Origin of the sequence: Microbacterium aurugineum, assembly GCF_023101205.1 — a bacterium.
Taxonomy (GTDB): Bacteria; Actinomycetota; Actinomycetes; order Actinomycetales; family Microbacteriaceae; genus Microbacterium; species Microbacterium aurugineum.
Map to the genome: position 1 here is coordinate 2,716,412 of NZ_CP078078.1, position 18,575 is coordinate 2,734,986.

Consider the following 18,575-nt stretch of genomic DNA (forward strand, 5'->3'; position numbering starts at 1 on the left):
CGACGGTCAGGCGAGGCCGTGCTCGAACGCGAAGACCACGAGCTGCACCCGGTCGCGCAGCACGAGCTTGGTGAGGATGCGGCTGATGTGCGTCTTCACCGTCGCCTCGCTGAGGTACTCCCGGCCGGCGATCTCGGCGTTCGACAAGCCGCGTGCCGCGAGCGCGAAGATCTCCTTCTCGCGGTCGGTGAGCGTGTCGTACTGCGGAGGCACCGGGCGCGGCGCTTCCGCGAAGTGCGCGAACAGGTCGCGCGTCGCCGCGGCCGCGATCACGCTCGAACCGGAGTGCACCGTGCGGATCGCGGCGAGCAGGAACTCGGGATCGGCGTCCTTGAGCAGGAAGCCGCTCGCCCCCTGCCGGATCGCCCGGGCGGCGGCCTCGTCGAGGTCGAACGTGGTGAGCATGACGACGCGCGGAGGCTCCGGACGGGCGAGGATCTCGGCCGTCGCGGTGAGCCCGTCCATGACCGGCATCCGGATGTCCATCAGCACCACGTCCGGCCGCGTCGCCCGCACGACCTCGAGAGCCTCCCGCCCGTCGCCCGCTTCGCCGACCACTTCGAGATCGGGCTGCGAAGCCACGAGCATGCGGATACCGGCACGGAACAGCGCCTGGTCGTCGACGAGCACGACTCTGATCATTCGGCGGCTCCGATCGGAAGCGTGGCATGGACGACGAACTGCGCCCCTCGACGCTCGGCTTGCAGACTACCGCCGACGAGCTGCGCCCGCTCCCGCATCCCGATCACGCCGTGGCCCCCGACACCGACGGCAGCGTCGCGCGACACCGTGTTGCGCACGTCGACGTCGACGCGGTCCGCGAGCCACGCGAGGTGGACGTCGACCGCGCCGTCGCCGTGCCGGATCGCGTTCGTGAGCGCCTCCTGCAGGATGCGGTACACCGCGAGCTGGATGGCCCCGGGCGGCTCCCCCGGGGGCATGGGGTCGACCGTGACCCGCGGCTCGATCCCCGCTTGCCGGACCTGCGCGAACAGGGCTTCGAGGTCGGCGAGGGTCGGTTGCGGACCGTCGCCCTGCCGGTGTCGGAGCTGCGTGAGCAGCATCCGCACATCGCTCAAGGCTCCGCGCGCGGTCTGCGCGATCGTGCCGAGTGCCTCGGTCGCCATCTCGGGTTTCGCCGCTGCCGCATACCGTGCACCGTCCGCCTGCGCGATGACGACGGCCAGGGAGTGGGCGACGATGTCGTGCATGTCCCGCGCGATGCGCACCCGCTCCTGCTCCTCGATGGCGAGTGACTCGGCCTGCAGCTGCGCCGCACGGGTGCGCCGCGCACGCAGCACGACCCGCCACAGCAACCCGCACACCCAGGCGAAGCCGAGGGCCATGACCGAGATCACCAGCAGGAGGGTGCCCGTCGTCACCTTCTCCCAGCCGCTGCTCGTGCCGAAGGCGACACCGTTGACGACCACCATGTACAGCGCGGCGATGAGGCCGCCCAGAAGCGCGGACCCGAACCCCCACCAGAGCACGCGCCGAGTTCCCCAGGCCGCCGTGGCGTAGAGCACGAGCAGGATAGCGATGTCGATCGGCACCGGCCCGAATCCGGCCAGCATCTGGAGGATCGCGCCCGCCCACGCGGCGGCGAGGGCGAGCCCGGGCGCGAGTCGCCCGATCGCGACACCGCCGAACATCAGGACGGCGGCGAAGACCACGGCCACGACCGCCGCGCCCCCGAGCGCGCTGTTCCCGGTGCCCGGACCGTAGAACACGATCGACATCGGGACGAAGACGAGGAAGAGCAGCGCCGCCCCGACGATGTCGAGGATCAGCGCCGTGCGGGACAGGGGGCGGATCACTCCCCCACGCTACGCGAGGGTCTGGGCGCGGGCATCCGTCGCAGGATGTATCCCCGGCTCGTCACACGCGGGCGATGATCTCTCCGTGCGGCACGAGGTACCAGCCGTCGCCGTCATCGGCCCAGCGCTTCCAGGCGTCGCTGATCTCCTGCAGCTCGGCCCGCGTCGCCAGCTCGCTGTCGACGAGTTGCCGTGCGAGCGCCGACTCGAGGATGCGGTCGGCCCACATCCCGCCCCACCAGGCACGCTCGGAAGGAGAGGCGTAGCACCAGGTGGACGCCGTCGCCGTGACCTCTTCGAAACCCGCGGCGCGCGCCCAGGCCAAGAGTCGTCGTCCGGCATCGGGCTCCCCGCCGTTCGCCCGCGCGGCTGCCTGGTACAGCGTCAGCCAGCGGTCGAGTTCGGGCAGGATCGGGAACCAGATGAAGCCCGCGTAGTCCGCATCGCGAGCGGCGACGATGCCACCCGGAGCGGTCACTCGGCGCATCTCTCGTAGGGCCTGCACCGGGTCGCCGACATGCTGCAGCACCTGGTGCGCGTGCACGACGTCGAAGGAGGCATCGGGGAAGCTCAGGGCGTGCACGTCCTCGATCGAGAAGGCGAGGTTCGTCAGGCCCCGCTCGCCGGCGAGGTCGCGCGACAGGGACAGTGCGTTCTCATCGATCTCGGTCGCGGTGACGTGGGCGACGATCCCGGCGAAGTCGGCGGTGATGGTGCCCGGCCCCGCCCCGACGTCGAGAAGCCGCGTCGCCGCGGTGAGGTGCGGACGAAGGTAGGCCGCGGAGTTCGCGATGTCGCGCGTGTTGTGCGAGCGGAGGACGGATTCGTGGTGTCCATGCGTGTACGAGGCCATGCGGTTCAGTCTGGCAGAGCGCAGGGCAGCGACACTCAGTGCAACTCGACGACGGCGCGCCGGATCGCCTCGCGGTCGGGCTTCCCGGACGGGAGGACGTCGATCTCGTCCACGAGGATCAGGCGGGCCGGACGTGCGTGCCTGCCGAGCTCGTCTTCGACGACGGCGCGCGCGTGGGCGAGCTGCTCGGACTCGCTGCGCCGAAGGACCTCGCCGCGGACTGCGACGATCACCGAGGCCTCCCCCCAGCGCTCGTCTTCCACACCGACCACCACGGCCTCGTGAAGTCCCGCGATCCGACGGACGATGCGCTCCACCCGATCGAGCGAGATGTTGATCCCGCCCGAGACGATCACGTTGTCCGCTCTGCCGTGCACGCGCACGATCCCGTCCTCCACCAGGCCCAGGTCGCCGGTGCGGTACCAGCGGATCCCGTGCTCGTCGTGGACGAACGTCCGGGCCGTCAGCGACCCGTCGCCGAGGTACCCTTCGGCGAGCATGGGACCCGCGAGACGCAGCTCGCCGTCGACCACGCGCACGCCCACGGTGTCGAGCGGCACACCGTCGTAGACGCACCCGCCGCTGGTCTCCGTCGAGCCGTAGGTGCGCACCAGACGCACTCCGAGGTCGGCCGCCCGCTCGCGGAGGGGCTCCGGGAGCGCCTGCCCACCGACGAGGATCGCTCGATACGCCGTGAGCGCGGCGCGGACCGCCGTGTCCTCCGCCGCATCGAGCAGCGTCGCTACCTGGGCCGGGACCAGCGAGGTGTAGAGGTCGGGGATGCCCGACGGCGACGAAGGGCGCATCATCTCGAAGGTCGCCTGAGCGAAGGACTCCGGCGAGAAGCGGCCCTCGATCCGCGTCGGCTGGGTGCCGGCGAGGATCGAGCGCACGAGCACCTGCAGCCCCGCGACATAGCCGGCGGGGAGGGCGAGCAGCCAGCGTCCGCTGCCGATCCGCGCCGCGGTGGCCTCGGCGCTCGCCCGCAACGCCTCACCGCTGAGCGCGACTCGCTTCGGGATCCCGCTCGACCCGGACGTCGCGATGACGGCCGCGATTCCGTCGGCCACCCCCTCGGGCGCTCCGGCGACCATCCCGAGTCCCAAGGCGGGGCCGCCGTCGAACGCGCGTTCCAGGGCATCCCGCAGCTGTGCCGGGTCTTCGGCATCCGTCGGGATCAGTGCGACCATGCTGCTCTCCGGCTCAGTAGTGCCAGGGGAAGGAAGACCAGTCGGGGTCGCGCTTCTCGAGGAACGAGTCGCGGCCCTCGACGGCTTCATCGGTGCCATAGGCCAGGCGGGTCGCCTCCCCGGCGAACACCTGCTGTCCGACCAGACCGTCGTCGACGGCATTGAAGGCGAACTTCAGCATGCGGATCGCCGTGGGCGATTTCGTGAGCACGGTGCGGGCCATCTTCAGCGCTTCGCGTTCGAGTTCGGCATGCGGGACCACACGATTCACGGCGCCCATCTCGTACGCGCGCTGCGCGGAGTACTCCTCGGCGAGGAAGAACACCTCACGCGCGAACTTCTGACCGGTCTGGCGGGCCATGTATGCAGACCCGTAGCCGGCGTCGAAGCTGCCGACATCGGCGTCCGTCTGCTTGAAGCGGGCCTCCTCCGCGGATGCGATCGTGAGGTCGCAGACCACGTGCAGCGAGTGCCCGCCTCCTGCTGCCCACCCGGGGACGACGGCGATGACGACCTTGGGCATGAAGCGGATGAGGCGCTGCACCTCGAGGATGTGCAGACGACCGACCGCGGCACGGCTCGCACCGTCGACGACCGCCGTCTCGGCGTCCGAGTACTTGTAGCCGTCACGACCGCGGATGCGCTGGTCGCCACCGGAGCAGAACGCCCAGCCGCCGTCTTTCGGGCTCGGGCCGTTTCCGGTGAGCAGCACCGCGCCGATGCGGGCATCCTGCCGGGCGATGTCGAGGGCACGGTAGAGCTCGTCGACGGTGTGCGGGCGGAACGCGTTGCGCACCTCCGGACGGTTGAAGGCGATGCGTGCGACTCCGCCGTCGTGCGAGACGTGCGCAGTGATGTCGGTGTAGCTCTCGGCCCCGGGCGCGAGCACCCATTCGGCCGGGTCGAAGAGGTCGGAGACGAATGCACTGGTCACGACATCCAGCCTATTCCTCGGCCCGCTCGGTACGGGATTCCGTGATGTCAGGCGCGGCGTGCGCGAACCGTCTTGATCCAGCCGTCGACGATGTCCCAGCCGACACCGATCGCGAAGCCGAACCCCAACAGCACGGCGAGGATGCGGAAGACGCCACCCTCGTCGGCGGATGCCGCCTGCCCCGCGGCGAAACCCTCGCCGCCCGCAGCTGCGATCCGCGCGAGGAAGTCCGGATTCACGAGCTGGTTCGTGAGCAGGAGGGCGACGACCCAGAGAAGGAACATCAGCGCGAGGATCGTGTTCACCACAGCCAGGCCGATCGTCCACCGTCTCGTGCGGAACAGCACGACGGCGAACACCGCCTCCGCGGCGATCAGGAGGAACAGGACGCTGATCCCCCAGGGCCACAACTGTGGATCGACGATCGGCACGACGGTGCCGTCCACGATGACGAAGCCTCGGAAACGGTCCCAGAGGAGCGCGCCGACGGAGATCCCGAGGAAGACGAGCGATGCGATCAGATCGTTCCGCCCCGCCACACCGTTCTCGCTCGGCTCCGGGAGCTGGTCGAGGTCCCACTTCTCGATCGCCGTCGCGCTGTCGGTGCGATCGAGGATGACGAACACCAAAGTGGTCCAGAAGCAGATGTGGAGGATCGCGCCCCCGGCGGCAAGGATCGATGAGGAGATGATCTCGCCGACCGGAGCACCCGCGATGGTCTGCCCGAGGGCGACCGCTCCGAAGACGCAGACCGGAACGATGATCAGCAGCAGCTTGAGCAGCCGCCACCAGGTCAGGTAGAACCGCGGACCGATGAGGTACAGCGGGCGATCCGCATAGCCGGCGGCGAGGACGCCGGGGTCGCCGAGCTCGGTGAGCACCGCGCGCTCGGCATCCTCCGGTGCGTCGCCCTGGTCCACCCGCGCCTCGATCGCATCGGCGATGGAGGCCTCGAGCTCTGCACGGACGTCGTCCTGGGCGTCGGGACGGAGACTGCGGATCGTGGCACTGATGTACCGCTCCGTGAGCGTGGTCGTCGTGGTCATGTCAGTTCTCCTCTGTGGTGAGAGAGGTGATCGCGGTCGTGAGTGACCGCCATTCGTCGGTGAGGGTGTCGGCCAGCCGGATGCCTGCTTCGGAGGTGCGGTAGAACTTGCGCGGCCTGGCTTCCTCGGTGTTCCACTCGCTCGTGAGGTACTCCTGCTTCTCCAGACGGCGAAGCAGCGGATACAGCGTGTTGGCGTCCGTCGCGAAGCCGCGGCGCTCGAGTTGCTCGAGAAGCGAGTAGCCGTACCCCGGCGTACGCAGCAGCTGCAGGCAAGCGAGCACCACCGTGCCGCGCCTCAGTTCCTGCAGGTGCGTATCGAGCGTCTCGTTCATGTCGAACACATTACTGTACGTCACACACTATTGGCAATGGCACATCGACGATCGAAGCGCGGTGCCGACCTGACGACTCACCCGGACGACGAACACCGGCCCGCATGCTCCACGGAGCAGAATGGGCACATGATCCCGCCGCTCGCAGACCTGCTCGACTCGGCCAGGGTCGTCGCCCTCCCCCTGCACAGTCGCTTCCGCGGCGTCGATGTGCGCGAAGCGCTCCTCTTCGAAGGACCGGAAGGCTGGGCGGAGTTCTCACCGTTCGTCGAGTACGACGACGTCGAGGCCTCGACCTGGCTCGCCGCGGCGATCGACTTCGCCTGGCGCCCCCAGCCTGAACCGCTCCGTGATCGGATCGGCGTGAACGCGACCATCCCGGCAATCGAGGCCGGCCGCGTGACTGAGCTGCTGTCGCGGTTCACGGGGTGCCGCACGGCCAAGGTCAAGGTCGCCGAGCCGGGGCAGACCCTCGCCGACGACGTGGCACGCGTCCGGGCGGTGCGCGAGGCGATGGGGCCCGAGGGACGCATCCGGGTCGACGCGAACGGCGCCTGGAACGTCGACGAGGCCGAGCACGCGGTGCATGCCCTCGGTGAACACGACCTGGAATACGTCGAGCAGCCCTGCGCGACGGTTCCGGAGCTCACGGAACTCCGCACGCGCGTGAAGTACATGGGCATCCCGGTGGCAGCAGATGAGAGCGTGCGGAAGTCCTCCGATCCACTCGCGGTCGCCCGCGCCGGTGCCGCCGACCTCCTCGTGATCAAGGCCCAGCCGCTGGGCGGCATCACGCACGCCCTGCAGATCGTCACGGCTGCTGGGCTCCCGGTCGTGGTCTCGAGCGCGCTGGACACCGCGATCGGCCTGTCCCAGGGAGCCGCGCTCGCCGCCGCCCTTCCGACGCTGGACTATGACTGCGGGCTCGGCACGGCGTCGCTGTTCCTCGACGACGTGGCCGACCTGCGTCCGGTCGATGGCTCGATCCCGGTCGGACGCGTGACCCCGGACGCCGAAGCACTCAGCCGCCTCGCCGCCTCGGACGAACGCCGCGAGTGGTGGTTCGCTCGCCTCGCCCGCTGCCACTACGAGCTGTCCGCCGCCGCGCACTGACCCGGCGCACCGCCGACACGCCAGATCTCGGGCGCTTCCGCGGGTACGGTCCGGCATCTGGCGTGTCGGCCGAGGATTGAACGAGCGGCCGGGACCGCTACAACTCGATGAACAGCTGCACGAGCCGTCCGAGCTGCTCGCTGCCCGAATGCCGCAGCTGCGCGTCGTCGAGCCCTGCCATCGCACCGCGCACGGTCATGCCCTCCCAGAGGATCATGAGCATCCGCGCCGCCGTCTCCGCAGGCAGACGCAACTGCAACGGCCCCGCCGACACGATGTCCTCGATGATCTGCGCGATGCTCCCGACCATCTCGCTCTCCTGAACGAGATAGGCCGCGCCGAACTCCGGGTCACGCAGTGCACGGATACGGATCTCGCTCATCAGCATCACGCCGAGGCGGTCATCGCCTCCGAGCTCCATGATCTGCTGGACGAGTTCGATGGGGTCGCATCCCTCGGCGAGCGCGCCGTCCGCGGTCAGCTGCTCGACGCGCGCACGCACCGCGCTCACACGCACCTCGGAGACGCTGGCCGCCAGCATCAGGAAGAGCTCGTCCTTGGATTCGAAGTTCGAGTAGAACGCGCCGCGAGTGAACCCTGCACGCTCGCAGACCGCCTCGACGGAGGCACCGTCGAGGCCGACTTCGGCGAAGACCTGCGCCGCCGCCTCCAGTAGACGGGCACGCGTGTTCTCGCGACTACGGGTTGCGGGTGTCGACATCGAAACCTCCTGACCCTTCACTCTCGCACGATTCACACCCCGCACACAGACTCACCCGTGCGGGTCACCTTACGATACATCTATGTATCGGATACACCTGTGTATCCACCCCGCACCCTTCGGAGGAACGCGTGTCCACACTCCTGTCCTCACTCGGACGTTGGTCGTTCCGTCACCCGTGGCGAGTCCTCGTGTCCTGGCTCCTCGCGCTCGGCATCGCCGGTGCCGGTGCCCTCGTGCTCGGCGCAGGTACGGACAACACCTTCTCCATCCCCGGAACCGAGTCCCAGGCAGGTCTGGAGCAGCTCTCCCGGTCCTTCCCCCAGGTGAGCGGCACGAACGCGCAGTTCATCGTGGTGGCCGCCGACGGCGATCAGGTCACGGATGACGACTACCGCGACCACATCGAAGATGCCGTCGACCAACTTGCGGACCTCGACGGTGTCCTCGCGGCCACCTCGCCGTACGACGAGATGGTCAGCGGGATGATCAACGACGACGACACCGCGGCGATCGTGCGTGTGCAGTTCGACGGTGAGTCCACGGATGTCTCGGACGACACGAAAGAGGCGCTGCGCACGGTCGTGAGCGACCTGGACTCGGAACTCCCGGACGGTGCACAGACCTCCCTCGGCGGCGACCTCTTCGCGATCTCGATCCCGGGCGTCACGCTCACCGAGGCGGTCGGTCTGCTCATCGCGCTGCTGGTCCTGATCGTCACCTTCCGCTCATTCGTCGTCGCCGGTCTTCCCCTCCTCACGGCGATCCTCGGCGTCGGCATCTCGATGGCAGGCATCTTCACGGCGACGGCCTTCGCCACGGTCTCCTCCACCACGCCGCTGCTGGCGCTCATGCTCGGGCTCGCGGTCGGCATCGACTACGCACTGTTCATCATGGCGCGGCATCAGGATCAGGTGCGCGAGGGCGTCGATCCGGAGGAGTCCGCGTCGCGCGCCGTCGGGACGGCTGGCTCCGCCGTGGTGTTCGCGGGCGTCACCGTGCTCATCGCCCTGATCGGACTCGGCTTCGCCGGCATCCCGTTCCTGACGACCATGGGCATCGCCGCCTCGGTCGCCGTGGCCGTCGCGGTCGCGATCGCGGTCACCCTCACCCCCGCGCTCCTCGGATTCATGAAGGGCAGAGTGGTCGGTCGGCCGAAGCGCGCACCGAAGCCCAAGAAGAAAGACGCGAGCGACGACCCCGACAGCGCGCCCGCGGCTCCCGCCCGCGCCAAGGGCAGTGCCCGCTGGGTGAACGGTGTCACCAAGCGCCCCCTCCTCGTCTCCCTCGCCGTGGTGATCGGCCTCGGCATCGTCGCCATCCCCGCCCTCAGCCTGAACCTCGCCCTCCCGAACGCCGGGGTGCTGCCGAAAGACTCGGAAGCGCGTCAGAACTACGACCTCGTCGCTGAGGAATTCGGACCCGGATTCAACGGCCCGCTGATCCTCACGGGCACGATCGTCACGTCCACCGACCCGCTCACCTTGATGGAAGACCTCGGGGATGCCGTCGCGAAGGTGCCCGGCGTCAAGGAAGTCGCCCTCGCGACACCGAACGAGACCGCTGACACCGGCATCGTCCAGATCATCCCGGAGACGGCCCCGGACGACCCGGCGACCGCCGACCTCGTCCGCGAACTGCGCAGCCATCACGACGAGTGGCTCGACGAATTCGGCATCGACCTCAAGGTCACCGGCTTCACCGCCGTCGGCATCGACATCTCCGATCAGCTCGGCAATGCCCTGTTGCCGTTCGGCATCTTCGTGATCGGCCTCTCCCTCATCCTGCTGACCATCGTGTTCCGCTCGCTGTGGGTGCCGATCACCGCGGCCGCCGGATACCTGCTCTCGATCGTGGCGGCGTTCGGCGTCGTCGGGGCCGTGTTCGAATGGGGCTGGTTCGCCGACCTCCTGCACGTCGCCCGGGTCGGGCCCATCATCAGCTTCATGCCGATCATCCTGATGGGCGTGCTGTTCGGGCTCGCGATGGACTACCAGGTCTTCCTCGTCTCGCGCATGCGGGAGGACTTCGTGCACGACCCGGACTCCAAGAGCCCCGACCGGGCGACGCGGCGCGCTGCCGCATTGCGCACCGTTCGCAGCGGGTTCACCGGGTCGGCGAAGGTGGTCACGGCGGCCGGCCTCATCATGTTCGCCGTCTTCGTGGCGTTCGTCCCCGAGGGCGACTCGTCACTGAAACCCATCGCCCTGGGCCTCGCAGCCGGCATCGCGATCGACGCCTTCCTGGTGCGCATGACCTTGATCCCCGCGCTGATGGCCATCCTCGGCGAGCGCGCCTGGGAGCTCCCGGCCTGGCTGGAGAAGGTCCTCCCCCGCGTCGACGTCGAGGGCGAGGCGGTGGAACGCGAGCGGCACCTCGCTGCCTGGCCGGGAGACGGTTCGATCGTCGCCGCCGACGACCTCGTGCTGACGGATGCCGGGATCGACGGGCTGCACCTCCGGGTCCGGCCGGGCGGAGCGCTGCTGCTGACCGGGAGTTCCGGTGCCGCGTTGCGTGCGCTGGCTCTGACGATCGCCGGACGGGTGACGCCTGACGCGGGACGCCTCCGGGTGGCGGGGCATCTGCTGCCAGGACGCGCGGCCTGGGTGCGCGCACACGTCGGCGCCTTGATCGCGACGGACGCCGGGGTCCCGGCATCCGAGCTCTCCGAGGCGCTGCGCGATCGACCCGCGGTGGTCGTGATCGACGGCGTCGAGAGGCTCCCCCTCGCCGCGCGCGATCAGATCGCCGCCCGACTCCGGGATGCGGATGCTGCGACCGCCGTGATCCTCACGACCACCGCACCCGAGGTCGCGCGCGACCTCCTCGCCGCCGCGGGCCGTCCCGCCCCCGAGCTTCTCTCCGTCGACACCCCCGCCGAGCGTCGACACCCCCTCGGGTCACCGCATCCAGACGGGGGTGCCGACGAAGAACGGGGGCCTCGGCCTGAAGACGACACGACGAAAGCCACCGAGGTGACCGCATGACCCTCCCCATCGAGCGCGCCCGCTCCCGCAAACCCATCACGTGGCTCACGATTCTCGGAGTGCTGTTGCTGCCTGCCGCGGTCGGCGGCATCCTGGTCGCGGCCCTGCAGAACCCGACAGAGCGCCTGGACTCGATGACCGCGGCGATCGTCAACCTCGACGATCCGGTGACCCTCGACGGGCAGGTGACCCCGCTCGGACGCCAGCTCGCCTCGGGCCTGGTCGAAGGATCGGACGACCTGGACTCGAACCTCACCTGGGTCATCTCCAACCAGGACGACGCCACCGACGGACTCGCCGACGGCACCTACCAGGCCGTCATCACGATCCCGGAGGAGTTCTCCGCAGCCGCCACCTCCGCGGGCACCGCGATCTCGGACGGCGGCGGGAAGGCCGAGCAGGCCACGATCACCGTGACCACACCCGACGACGGCCTCGTCGCCGATGACCTCATCACGGGCCAGATCGCCGACGTCGCCGCCTCGACCATGGGCACCATGCTCTCCGAGGCCACGACCGAGAACATCCTGGTCGGCTTCACCACGATCGGCGACCAGATCGGCGAGGCGGCGGATGGTGCGTTGAAGCTAGCGAACGGAGCGCGGGATGCCGCGACCGGAGCCGCCGCGATCCCCGACGGCGCCACCCAACTCGCTTCCGGTGCGGGAGAACTCAGCACCGGCGCATCGTCACTCGCCACGGGACTCGACACGATCGCGGGCAAGACGCGGGATGCCGCCGCGGGTGCTGCGCAGATCGGGTCAGGGCTGACAGCTGGGGCATCTCAGCTCCAGTCCGGAGCCGAGGACTCGAAGCAACTGGTCGGCGCGATTCAGAGCGCGTCCTCGTCGGCGCAAGCGGCCGCGAGCGGCTCGGCCGACCTCGCTCAGAAGCTCGGGGCCGCAGCAACCGCGGCCTGCACGCCCCCGGTCTCGGACCCGGCGGAATGCCAGCAGCTCTCCGACCTGGCCGCGGAGGCAGGAACCGTGGCGACGGACGCCGGCACGGCCTCCGGCATCCTGAACAGCAAGAAGGTCGCCGACGGCGTCGCCGCGCTTCCGGGGACGTTCTCGACCCTCGCCGGGCAGATGTCCCAAGCCGGCGCCGGTGTCACGCAGCTGTCGTCCGGGCTCACCCAGCTCGCGGATCAGGGCATCAGCGCGTCCGCCACGGGCGCGCGGGGCATCGCCTCCGGAGCCACCCAGCTGTCGACCGGCGCCACAGCCCTCGCCGACGGTGCCACCGAGCTCTCGACCGGGCTCGACACCCTGGCCACCGGTACGGGTGACCTCGCGGGCGGGCTGCGCACGGCCTCCGACTCGCTCCCCTCCTTCAGCGACAGCGAGTCGAAGTCCCTCGCCTCGGTGATCGCCGATCCGGTGTCGTCGAACTCGTCGATGGACACGATCTTCGGCCCGACCGCGATCCCGCTGCTCGCCGCGGTCGTGCTGTGGTTCGGCGGACTCGCGACCTTCCTCGTCATGCGCGCCCACACCGCCCGCACCCTCACCTCACGACGCTCGTCTGCCACGCTCACGTTGCGCGCCTTCGCACCCGCTGCTCTGATCGGGGCAGGGCAGGGCCTACTGGTGTCGTTGATCGTGCAGATCGTCGCGAGCTACGACGCCCCCGCCTGGTGGGCCTTCGCCGGCACAGCCGTGCTCGCCGGCGTGGTGTTCGCCGCTGTGAACCAGGCACTCGTCGCACTGTTCGGCGGTGTGGGGCGCTGGATCTCGGCGCTCGTCGGTGTGCTCGCGGTCGCCACGGGTCTGATCTCCACCGTGCCCGATTGGCTGGCCGGACTCGGCGCGGTCCTGCCCACCGCTCCGGCCTTCGCAGGACTGATCGCCGGGAGTGGATCTGCGGTCGCAGCCCTGGTGGTGTGGGGCGTGCTGTCGCTCGTGGCCACGACCCTCGCCGTCGCCCTCCGACGGACCACTTCGGCGCGGGCGGTCATCGCCACGGCCTGAGCACCCTGCGAAAACGGAGACCATCCGCTCCCGGCCCGGCGCGTCGACTCATGACGCGCCCGGCCGGAGTGTTTCGATCTCGGTTTTCGCATCCCCCTCGACGAGACCTAGGCTCTCCGCATGCGCCGACCGTTCATGAGCACCCCCGACCAACTGGAGAGCCTGAACGGTCAGCAATACCTCGTGCTCCGGCCGACCGCGGACGTCGCAGCGACCTACCGGGAGATCCAGAGCACCGCACTCGCGCGTCTGGGGATGCCGCTGCGACACCCGCACACGGAGCACGTCACCCTCCGAGGCTTCTTCGAACCGGAGCGGCGAGAGGAGCTCGGCGAGCTGGTCCGCGCGTGGGCCGCGCAGCAGTCACCCATCGAGATCATCGGCGAAGCCGTCGACGAGTTCCCCACGCCCTGGCAGATCCTGGTCGTCCGTCTCGCACGCACGACGTCACTCGTCTCCGCATACTCGTCGCTGACCGATGCGCTGGATTGCACGGATCTTCGTCGCATCGGAGAGCTGCCCCTCGAGGAGTGGACGTTCCATCTGTCCGTGCTCTACGGCAAGACGCTCGACGCCGCCACGTGGGACCGCGTCGTCCAGGAGGAGGCCCGCTACCTCACGCCACAGCCTGCCGAAGTCGTGCGCGAAGCCGAACTGGTCTGGTACCAGGACGGCGCCGAGCACGCCGAGGTGATACCCCTCGGCGGCTGAGGCTCACGAGGTCGGCGTGAAGCTCCGGGCCGCCTCCAACAACAGTCGCGCACCGAAACCGGTGGCACCCGCGGTGCGCCAGGAGTCGTCCTTCTCGGTCTGCATCGTCCCGGCGATGTCGATGTGCGCCCACGGCGTCTCGCCCACGAAGTGCTGCAGGAACAGCGCCGCCGTCGTGGCTCCGGCGAAGGGGCCACCGAGGTTCGCGATGTCGGCGATGTCCGAGTCGAGCTGCTTGCGATACTTCTGCTCGAGCGGCAGCTGCCACACGGGCTCGTCGGCGAGCGCCGCGGCCTCACGCACCCGGTCGACCATCGTCTGGTCGTTGCCGAAGACCGGCGCGGTCGCGGAGCCGAGAGAGACCAATGCGGCACCGGTGAGTGTGGCGATGTCGACGATCGCGTCCACCCCGTCCTCGGTCGCGAGCACGAGGGCATCGCTCATCACGAGACGCCCTTCGGCATCGGTGTTCTTCACCTCGATCGTGGTGCCGCCGCGCGCCGTGAGCACGTCACCGAGTTTGTACGCGGTACCGGACGGCATGTTGTCGGTGCACATCAGCCAGCCCGAGACCTTGGTCGAGACTCCGGCGTCGCGCAGCCCGACGAAGGCACCGAGCACGGCCGCAGCACCGCCCATGTCCATCTTCATGAGCAGATGCATCGGGTCGCTGGGCTTGAGGCTGATGCCACCCGAGTCGTACATGATGCCCTTGCCCACCAGGCCGAGGTGGCCGGAGCCGCCACCTTCGGGCGTGTAGACGAGCTTGATCATGCGCGGCTCCTCCACGGATCCCTGATTGACGCCGAGCAGACCCCCGCAGCCGAGATCGATGAGCGCCTGCTTGTCGAACAGCTCGACCTCGAATCCGAAACGCGCTCCGAGTTCCACCGCGATCTCGCCCATGTTCACCGCCGTCAGGTGACCGGGCGGGGTGTTCGCCAGATCACGGGCCACGACACCAGCGCGGGCAGCCGTGCGTGCGACCTCGAGTGGCCCGCCGTCCGCGCCCGGCACATCCACGGTGAAGGCGGCGAGCGGGACGTGCTTCGACGACGCGTTCAGCACCGTGTACCGGTAGCGCGCGAGGAGTGCCCCTTCGGCGAGCGCTCGCACAGCCTCGCCTGCCTCCACCCCCGCGAGGTCGCCGATCCGCAGCCCCAGGGTCGCCCGACGGGGGACGGCGCGAGCGAGAGCAGCCGCTGCATCGCGAAGGCCACGCGGCCCGACATCCGCCCGATCGCCCAGACCGACGGCGACGAGATCCGGCTGACCCGCGCGCGGCAGCACCAGAGAGGTCCCCGGCTCGGCAGTGAACCCCGCATCCTCCAGGCCGGCGCGGTCGAACCCGAGCTCACCCGGAACGTCCCCGTCGGTGTACACCCCGACTCCGATCGCCTCGACGTCGGAGGCGATCTCACCGACCCGGAGATCCACGGTGTCCACGGCATCCAGCCCGGGCGTGGTCTTCAGATCGGCGGGGATCAGCTTGTTGGGTCTGCGGTCCATGAGGTCTGCTCCTTCTGTGCGGTTGTTCGGATACGTCGTCCGCCGGCGATGTCGGTCAGCCGGCGATGTCGACCGGTGAGCCCGGGCCCCAGGGGATGCCGAGGAGGAACCAGACCACGTACAGCGCCGTCCAGGAGAGCAGCATCCACACCGCATACGGGATCATCAGGGCGATGATCGTGCCGATACCCGCCTCCTTCTTGTAACGCTGCGCCACGGTGACCATGAACGGCAGGTAGACCATCAGCGGCGTGAGCACGTTCACGGGCGAGTCCCCCACCCGGTAGGCGGCGAGGAGCGTCTGCGGTGCCACGTCGAGCGACGCGAAGATCGGGATGAACACCGGCGCGAAGATCACCCACTTGGGCACGAGCCCCGGGAGGATGAAGTCCAGGATCACGATCACGACGATGAACGCGAGCAGCAGGACGATGGCGGGGACACTCGCCTGCTCCAGCAGCTCGGCGGCCGAGACCGCGGCGACGGTCGGGAGATTGGTCCAGTTGAACAGCGCGATGAACTGGGCGATCATCAGGAACATCACCAGCAGACCGCCCAGACTCGCGAACGTCTTGGCGATCGCACGGACGGTGGCCGTTCCGCCTCGCAGCGTCCTCGCCCCCGCGCCGTAGGCGACGCCGCACACCAGGAAGGCGAGGGAGATGAGGAACACCAGGCTGGCCATGAAGGGCGTCGTGCCGATGATCGCGCCGGTCTCCGGGTCACGCAGCGGTGCGCCGGGTGGCAGGGTCAGCGCGAGGACCAGGGCGACGAACCCCAGCAGCGCCCAGAACGAGAACTTCAGCCCGCGGGCCTCGGCATCGTGGTCGACGCCTTCGGCCTCATCCGCGATCGTCATGTCTCTGCGGTCGTAGGAGCCCAGACGTTTCTCGGTGACGAACACCGTCACCAGGAGCGCCACCGTGGCGAGCAGGAAGGTCGACACGATCCCGAAGTAGAAGTTCTGCGTCACCTCGATCGGCTGCATCCCGGCGCTGACGAGCACCTCATTGGTGATCTCGGTGAGCATGCTGTCGCTAGGCGTGATCAGGAGATTCGCCCCGAAGGCCGCGCCGACACCGGCGAACGCGCCGGCGAGGCCGGCCAGCGGATGCCGCCCGACGGTGAGGAAGGCTGCGGCGGCGAGCGGCACGAGGATCAGGTAGCCGGCATCCGTCGCCACCGACGACAGCACACCGACGAAGATCAGGATGAACGCGAGCCAACGGCGCGGGGCCACTTTCACGACGCGACGGATCATCGCGCCCATCAACCCCGCGTGCTCTGCCACACCGACGCCCGCCATCGCGATGAGCACGACGGCGACCACACCGAAGCCCGCGAAGTTGTCGACGAAGGAGGAGAAGAAGAAGCGGATGCCGTCGATCGAGAGCAGGTTGCGCACCTCGAAGGTGCGCTCCTCGATCGTGTAGTCGGGGATCTCGGCGGGCATCCCGGTGGTGGTGTCATAGATCTGCCAGTTGCCACCGAACTGCTCGTTGACCTGGGAGAACTCTTCCTTCGGAACGGGGATCACGACATCGTCGGTGACCGACACCCCGATCCACGCGAGGACCGCGGAGAGCACGGCGATGAGGCCGATCAGGTAGACGAACATGATCGTCGGATCCGGCACCTTGTTGCCGACCTTCTCGATCCAGTTCAGGAACCCTTTGTCCCCGGCATCGGGGGTGCTCGACGACTTCTCCGTAGCCATAGCCCCCATGATCCTGTCGAGCGAGAAGCTCCCACAAGACCACCCCCTAGAACTAGGGGGGTCGCCGCGATGCGAGCGTCGCCCTATCGTGGGGCCGTGGACCCGATCATCGCGACGTTCGTCATCCTGCTCTGCGCAGTGATCGCGTTCGTCTCGAATCGCATCCCGCTCGGCGTCGTGGCCGTCGGGGTCTCGGTCGCCCTCTACCTGACCGGGGTGCTCGATCTGACCTCCGCCCTCGCCGGGTTCGGCGATCCGACCGTGCTCTTCATCGCCTCCCTGTTCGTGGTGAGCGAGGCTCTGGAGTCGACGGGCATCATCGCCTGGGCCGGACAGGAGGTCGTGGCCCGCTCCGGAACCGGCCGCGCGCGCCTGCTCCTCACGATCGGGCTGCTGGCCGCCGCGATGACCGCGGTCATCAGCGTGAACGGATCGGTGGCCGCGCTCCTGCCCCTGGTCGTGGTCGTCGCGGCGCGCGCCGGGATCCGCCCGTCTCAGATGCTGATGCCGCTCGCGTTCTCCGCGCACGCCGGCTCGATGCTCGCTCTCACCGGCACACCGGTCAACATCATCGTGTCCGAGGTCGCCGCCGACAGCGGTGCCCGCCCGTTCGGGTTCTTCGAGTTCGCCCTCGCCGGGCTTCCGCTTCTGGTGGGGACACTGGCCATCATCCTGCTGCTCGGCAACCGGCTGCTGCCCGAACGGACCCCGGCGTCGGCACCGATCGACCTCGAACGCCTCGCCTCGACGTTGCGATCCGACTACGCGATCTCGCCCGACCGCGCCTTGGTCTCGGCGTCGCGAGGGGTCGCCGAGGTCGTGGTGCCGCCGCGTTCCGTGTTGATCGGCCTGCATGTCTTCCCCGGTATGTGCACGCCGTCGGGCGATCTCGTCGTGCTCGGAGTGCGACGAGGGCAGGAGGCGCTCGACGAGTCGGGCACCGACCTGCAGGCGGGAGATGCGCTGCTCCTCGACGGGTCCTGGGACGACCTGCACCGGCACACCTCGAAGCGCGACGAAGTTCTGGTCGTCGATGCGCCGCTCACCCTGCGCCGCTCGGTCCCGCTCGGAGTCGGTGCCAAGCGTACGGCCGTGATCCTGCTCGCGATGATCGTCTTGCTCGCGACCGGCATCGTGCCCGCCGCGATCGCGGGGCTCCTCGCAGCCGGTGCCCTGATCCTGACGAGGGTGGTGTCGATCACCCGGGCGTACCGGGCGATCTCCTGGACGACGGTCATCCTGGTCGCCGGCATGATCCCGCTCTCGACCGCGTTCCAGGAGACCGGCGCCGCGCAGCTCATCGCCGACGGCCTGCGCTCGTTCCTGGGCACGGCCGGCCCGCATGCCGCCGTCGCGGTGATCGTGCTCATCACGCTGGTGCTCGGGCAGCTCATCAGCAACACCGCGACCGTGCTCATCGTGGCCCCGGTGGCGGTCGCTCTCGCCGCCGCGATGGAGGCGTCGGTGCTGCCGTTCCTGATGGCCCTCACGATCGCGGGTGCGGCCTCGTTCCTCACCCCGGTCGCGACGCCGGCGAACCTGATGGTGATGGAACCCGGCGGCTACCGCTTCGGGGACTACGCGCGCTTCGGCTGGCCCCTGATGATCCTGTTCTTCGGCGTCGCCGTCTTCTACGTCCCCCTGATCTGGCCGTTCACGGGCTGACCGCCTCC

The 18,575-nt window shown here is 69.3% G+C and carries 15 protein-coding genes; 5 read left to right on the forward strand and 10 right to left on the reverse strand.

Translation table 11 applies throughout. The features are described from left to right. Window positions 1-6: 6 nt before the first annotated feature. The 7 genes from KV397_RS13090 to KV397_RS13120 form a co-directional block, all read right to left on the reverse strand. Window positions 7-642, reverse strand: coding sequence for a response regulator (locus tag KV397_RS13090; protein ID WP_047520746.1), 636 nt, complete (start codon window positions 640-642; stop codon window positions 7-9). Further along, entirely contained in the window at window positions 639-1,817 is a 1,179-nt protein-coding gene (locus KV397_RS13095) for a sensor histidine kinase (protein WP_047520744.1), read from the reverse strand. Before KV397_RS13095 ends, KV397_RS13090 begins: the two co-directional genes overlap by 4 nt. A gap of 61 nt (window positions 1,818-1,878) precedes the next feature. After that, window positions 1,879-2,670: a class I SAM-dependent methyltransferase gene (locus tag KV397_RS13100; protein WP_261811445.1), complete on the reverse strand. Its 792-nt coding sequence runs from the start codon at window positions 2,668-2,670 to the stop codon at window positions 1,879-1,881. Window positions 2,671-2,705: 35 nt separating this feature from the next. Continuing rightward, complete coding sequence (locus tag KV397_RS13105; protein ID WP_261811446.1) at window positions 2,706-3,860, reverse strand: AMP-binding protein; 1,155 nt, start codon at window positions 3,858-3,860, stop codon at window positions 2,706-2,708. Between the two features lie 13 nt (window positions 3,861-3,873). Continuing rightward, window positions 3,874-4,794, reverse strand: coding sequence for a 1,4-dihydroxy-2-naphthoyl-CoA synthase (locus KV397_RS13110; RefSeq protein ID WP_131491783.1), 921 nt, complete (start codon window positions 4,792-4,794; stop codon window positions 3,874-3,876). A gap of 47 nt (window positions 4,795-4,841) precedes the next feature. Next, on the reverse strand, window positions 4,842-5,840 hold the full coding sequence (locus KV397_RS13115; protein ID WP_131491782.1) for a permease prefix domain 1-containing protein: 999 nt from the start codon (window positions 5,838-5,840) through the stop codon (window positions 4,842-4,844). Window position 5,841: 1 nt separating this feature from the next. Next, entirely contained in the window at window positions 5,842-6,174 is a 333-nt protein-coding gene (locus KV397_RS13120; RefSeq protein WP_232762505.1) for a PadR family transcriptional regulator, read from the reverse strand. Window positions 6,175-6,303: 129 nt separating this feature from the next. On the opposite strand from KV397_RS13120, the gene KV397_RS13125 reads away from it, so the two are divergent. Beyond that, window positions 6,304-7,287: an o-succinylbenzoate synthase gene (locus tag KV397_RS13125; RefSeq protein ID WP_261811447.1), complete on the forward strand. Its 984-nt coding sequence runs from the start codon at window positions 6,304-6,306 to the stop codon at window positions 7,285-7,287. A 97-nt stretch (window positions 7,288-7,384) separates the two neighbouring features. Here KV397_RS13125 and KV397_RS13130 read toward each other — a convergent pair whose 3' ends face one another. After that, complete coding sequence (locus KV397_RS13130; protein ID WP_047520733.1) at window positions 7,385-8,008, reverse strand: TetR/AcrR family transcriptional regulator; 624 nt, start codon at window positions 8,006-8,008, stop codon at window positions 7,385-7,387. Window positions 8,009-8,139: 131 nt separating this feature from the next. Between KV397_RS13130 and KV397_RS13135 the strand changes: the two genes are divergently transcribed. The 3 genes from KV397_RS13135 (at window position 8,140) to KV397_RS13145 (ending at window position 13,676) form a co-directional block, all read left to right on the forward strand. Beyond that, window positions 8,140-10,995: an efflux RND transporter permease subunit gene (locus KV397_RS13135; protein ID WP_261811448.1), complete on the forward strand. Its 2,856-nt coding sequence runs from the start codon at window positions 8,140-8,142 to the stop codon at window positions 10,993-10,995. After that, window positions 10,992-12,965, forward strand: coding sequence for a YhgE/Pip domain-containing protein (locus tag KV397_RS13140; RefSeq protein WP_261811449.1), 1,974 nt, complete (start codon window positions 10,992-10,994; stop codon window positions 12,963-12,965). The genes KV397_RS13135 and KV397_RS13140 overlap by 4 nt, the downstream gene beginning before the upstream one ends. Before the next feature lie 120 nt (window positions 12,966-13,085). After that, complete coding sequence (locus KV397_RS13145) at window positions 13,086-13,676, forward strand: 2'-5' RNA ligase family protein (protein WP_261811450.1); 591 nt, start codon at window positions 13,086-13,088, stop codon at window positions 13,674-13,676. Between the two features lie 3 nt (window positions 13,677-13,679). Here the strand turns inward: KV397_RS13145 and KV397_RS13150 are convergent, their stop codons facing one another. Beyond that, window positions 13,680-15,185, reverse strand: a complete 1,506-nt coding sequence (locus KV397_RS13150; protein WP_131491778.1) for a leucyl aminopeptidase family protein — start codon at window positions 15,183-15,185, stop codon at window positions 13,680-13,682. Between the two features lie 55 nt (window positions 15,186-15,240). Continuing rightward, entirely contained in the window at window positions 15,241-16,902 is a 1,662-nt protein-coding gene (locus KV397_RS13155; RefSeq protein ID WP_131491777.1) for an AbgT family transporter, read from the reverse strand. 96 nt (window positions 16,903-16,998) lie between these two features. Here KV397_RS13155 and KV397_RS13160 point away from each other — a divergent pair, with 96 nt between their 5' ends. Then, complete coding sequence (locus KV397_RS13160) at window positions 16,999-18,567, forward strand: SLC13 family permease (protein WP_131491776.1); 1,569 nt, start codon at window positions 16,999-17,001, stop codon at window positions 18,565-18,567. Window positions 18,568-18,575 lie beyond the last annotated feature (8 nt).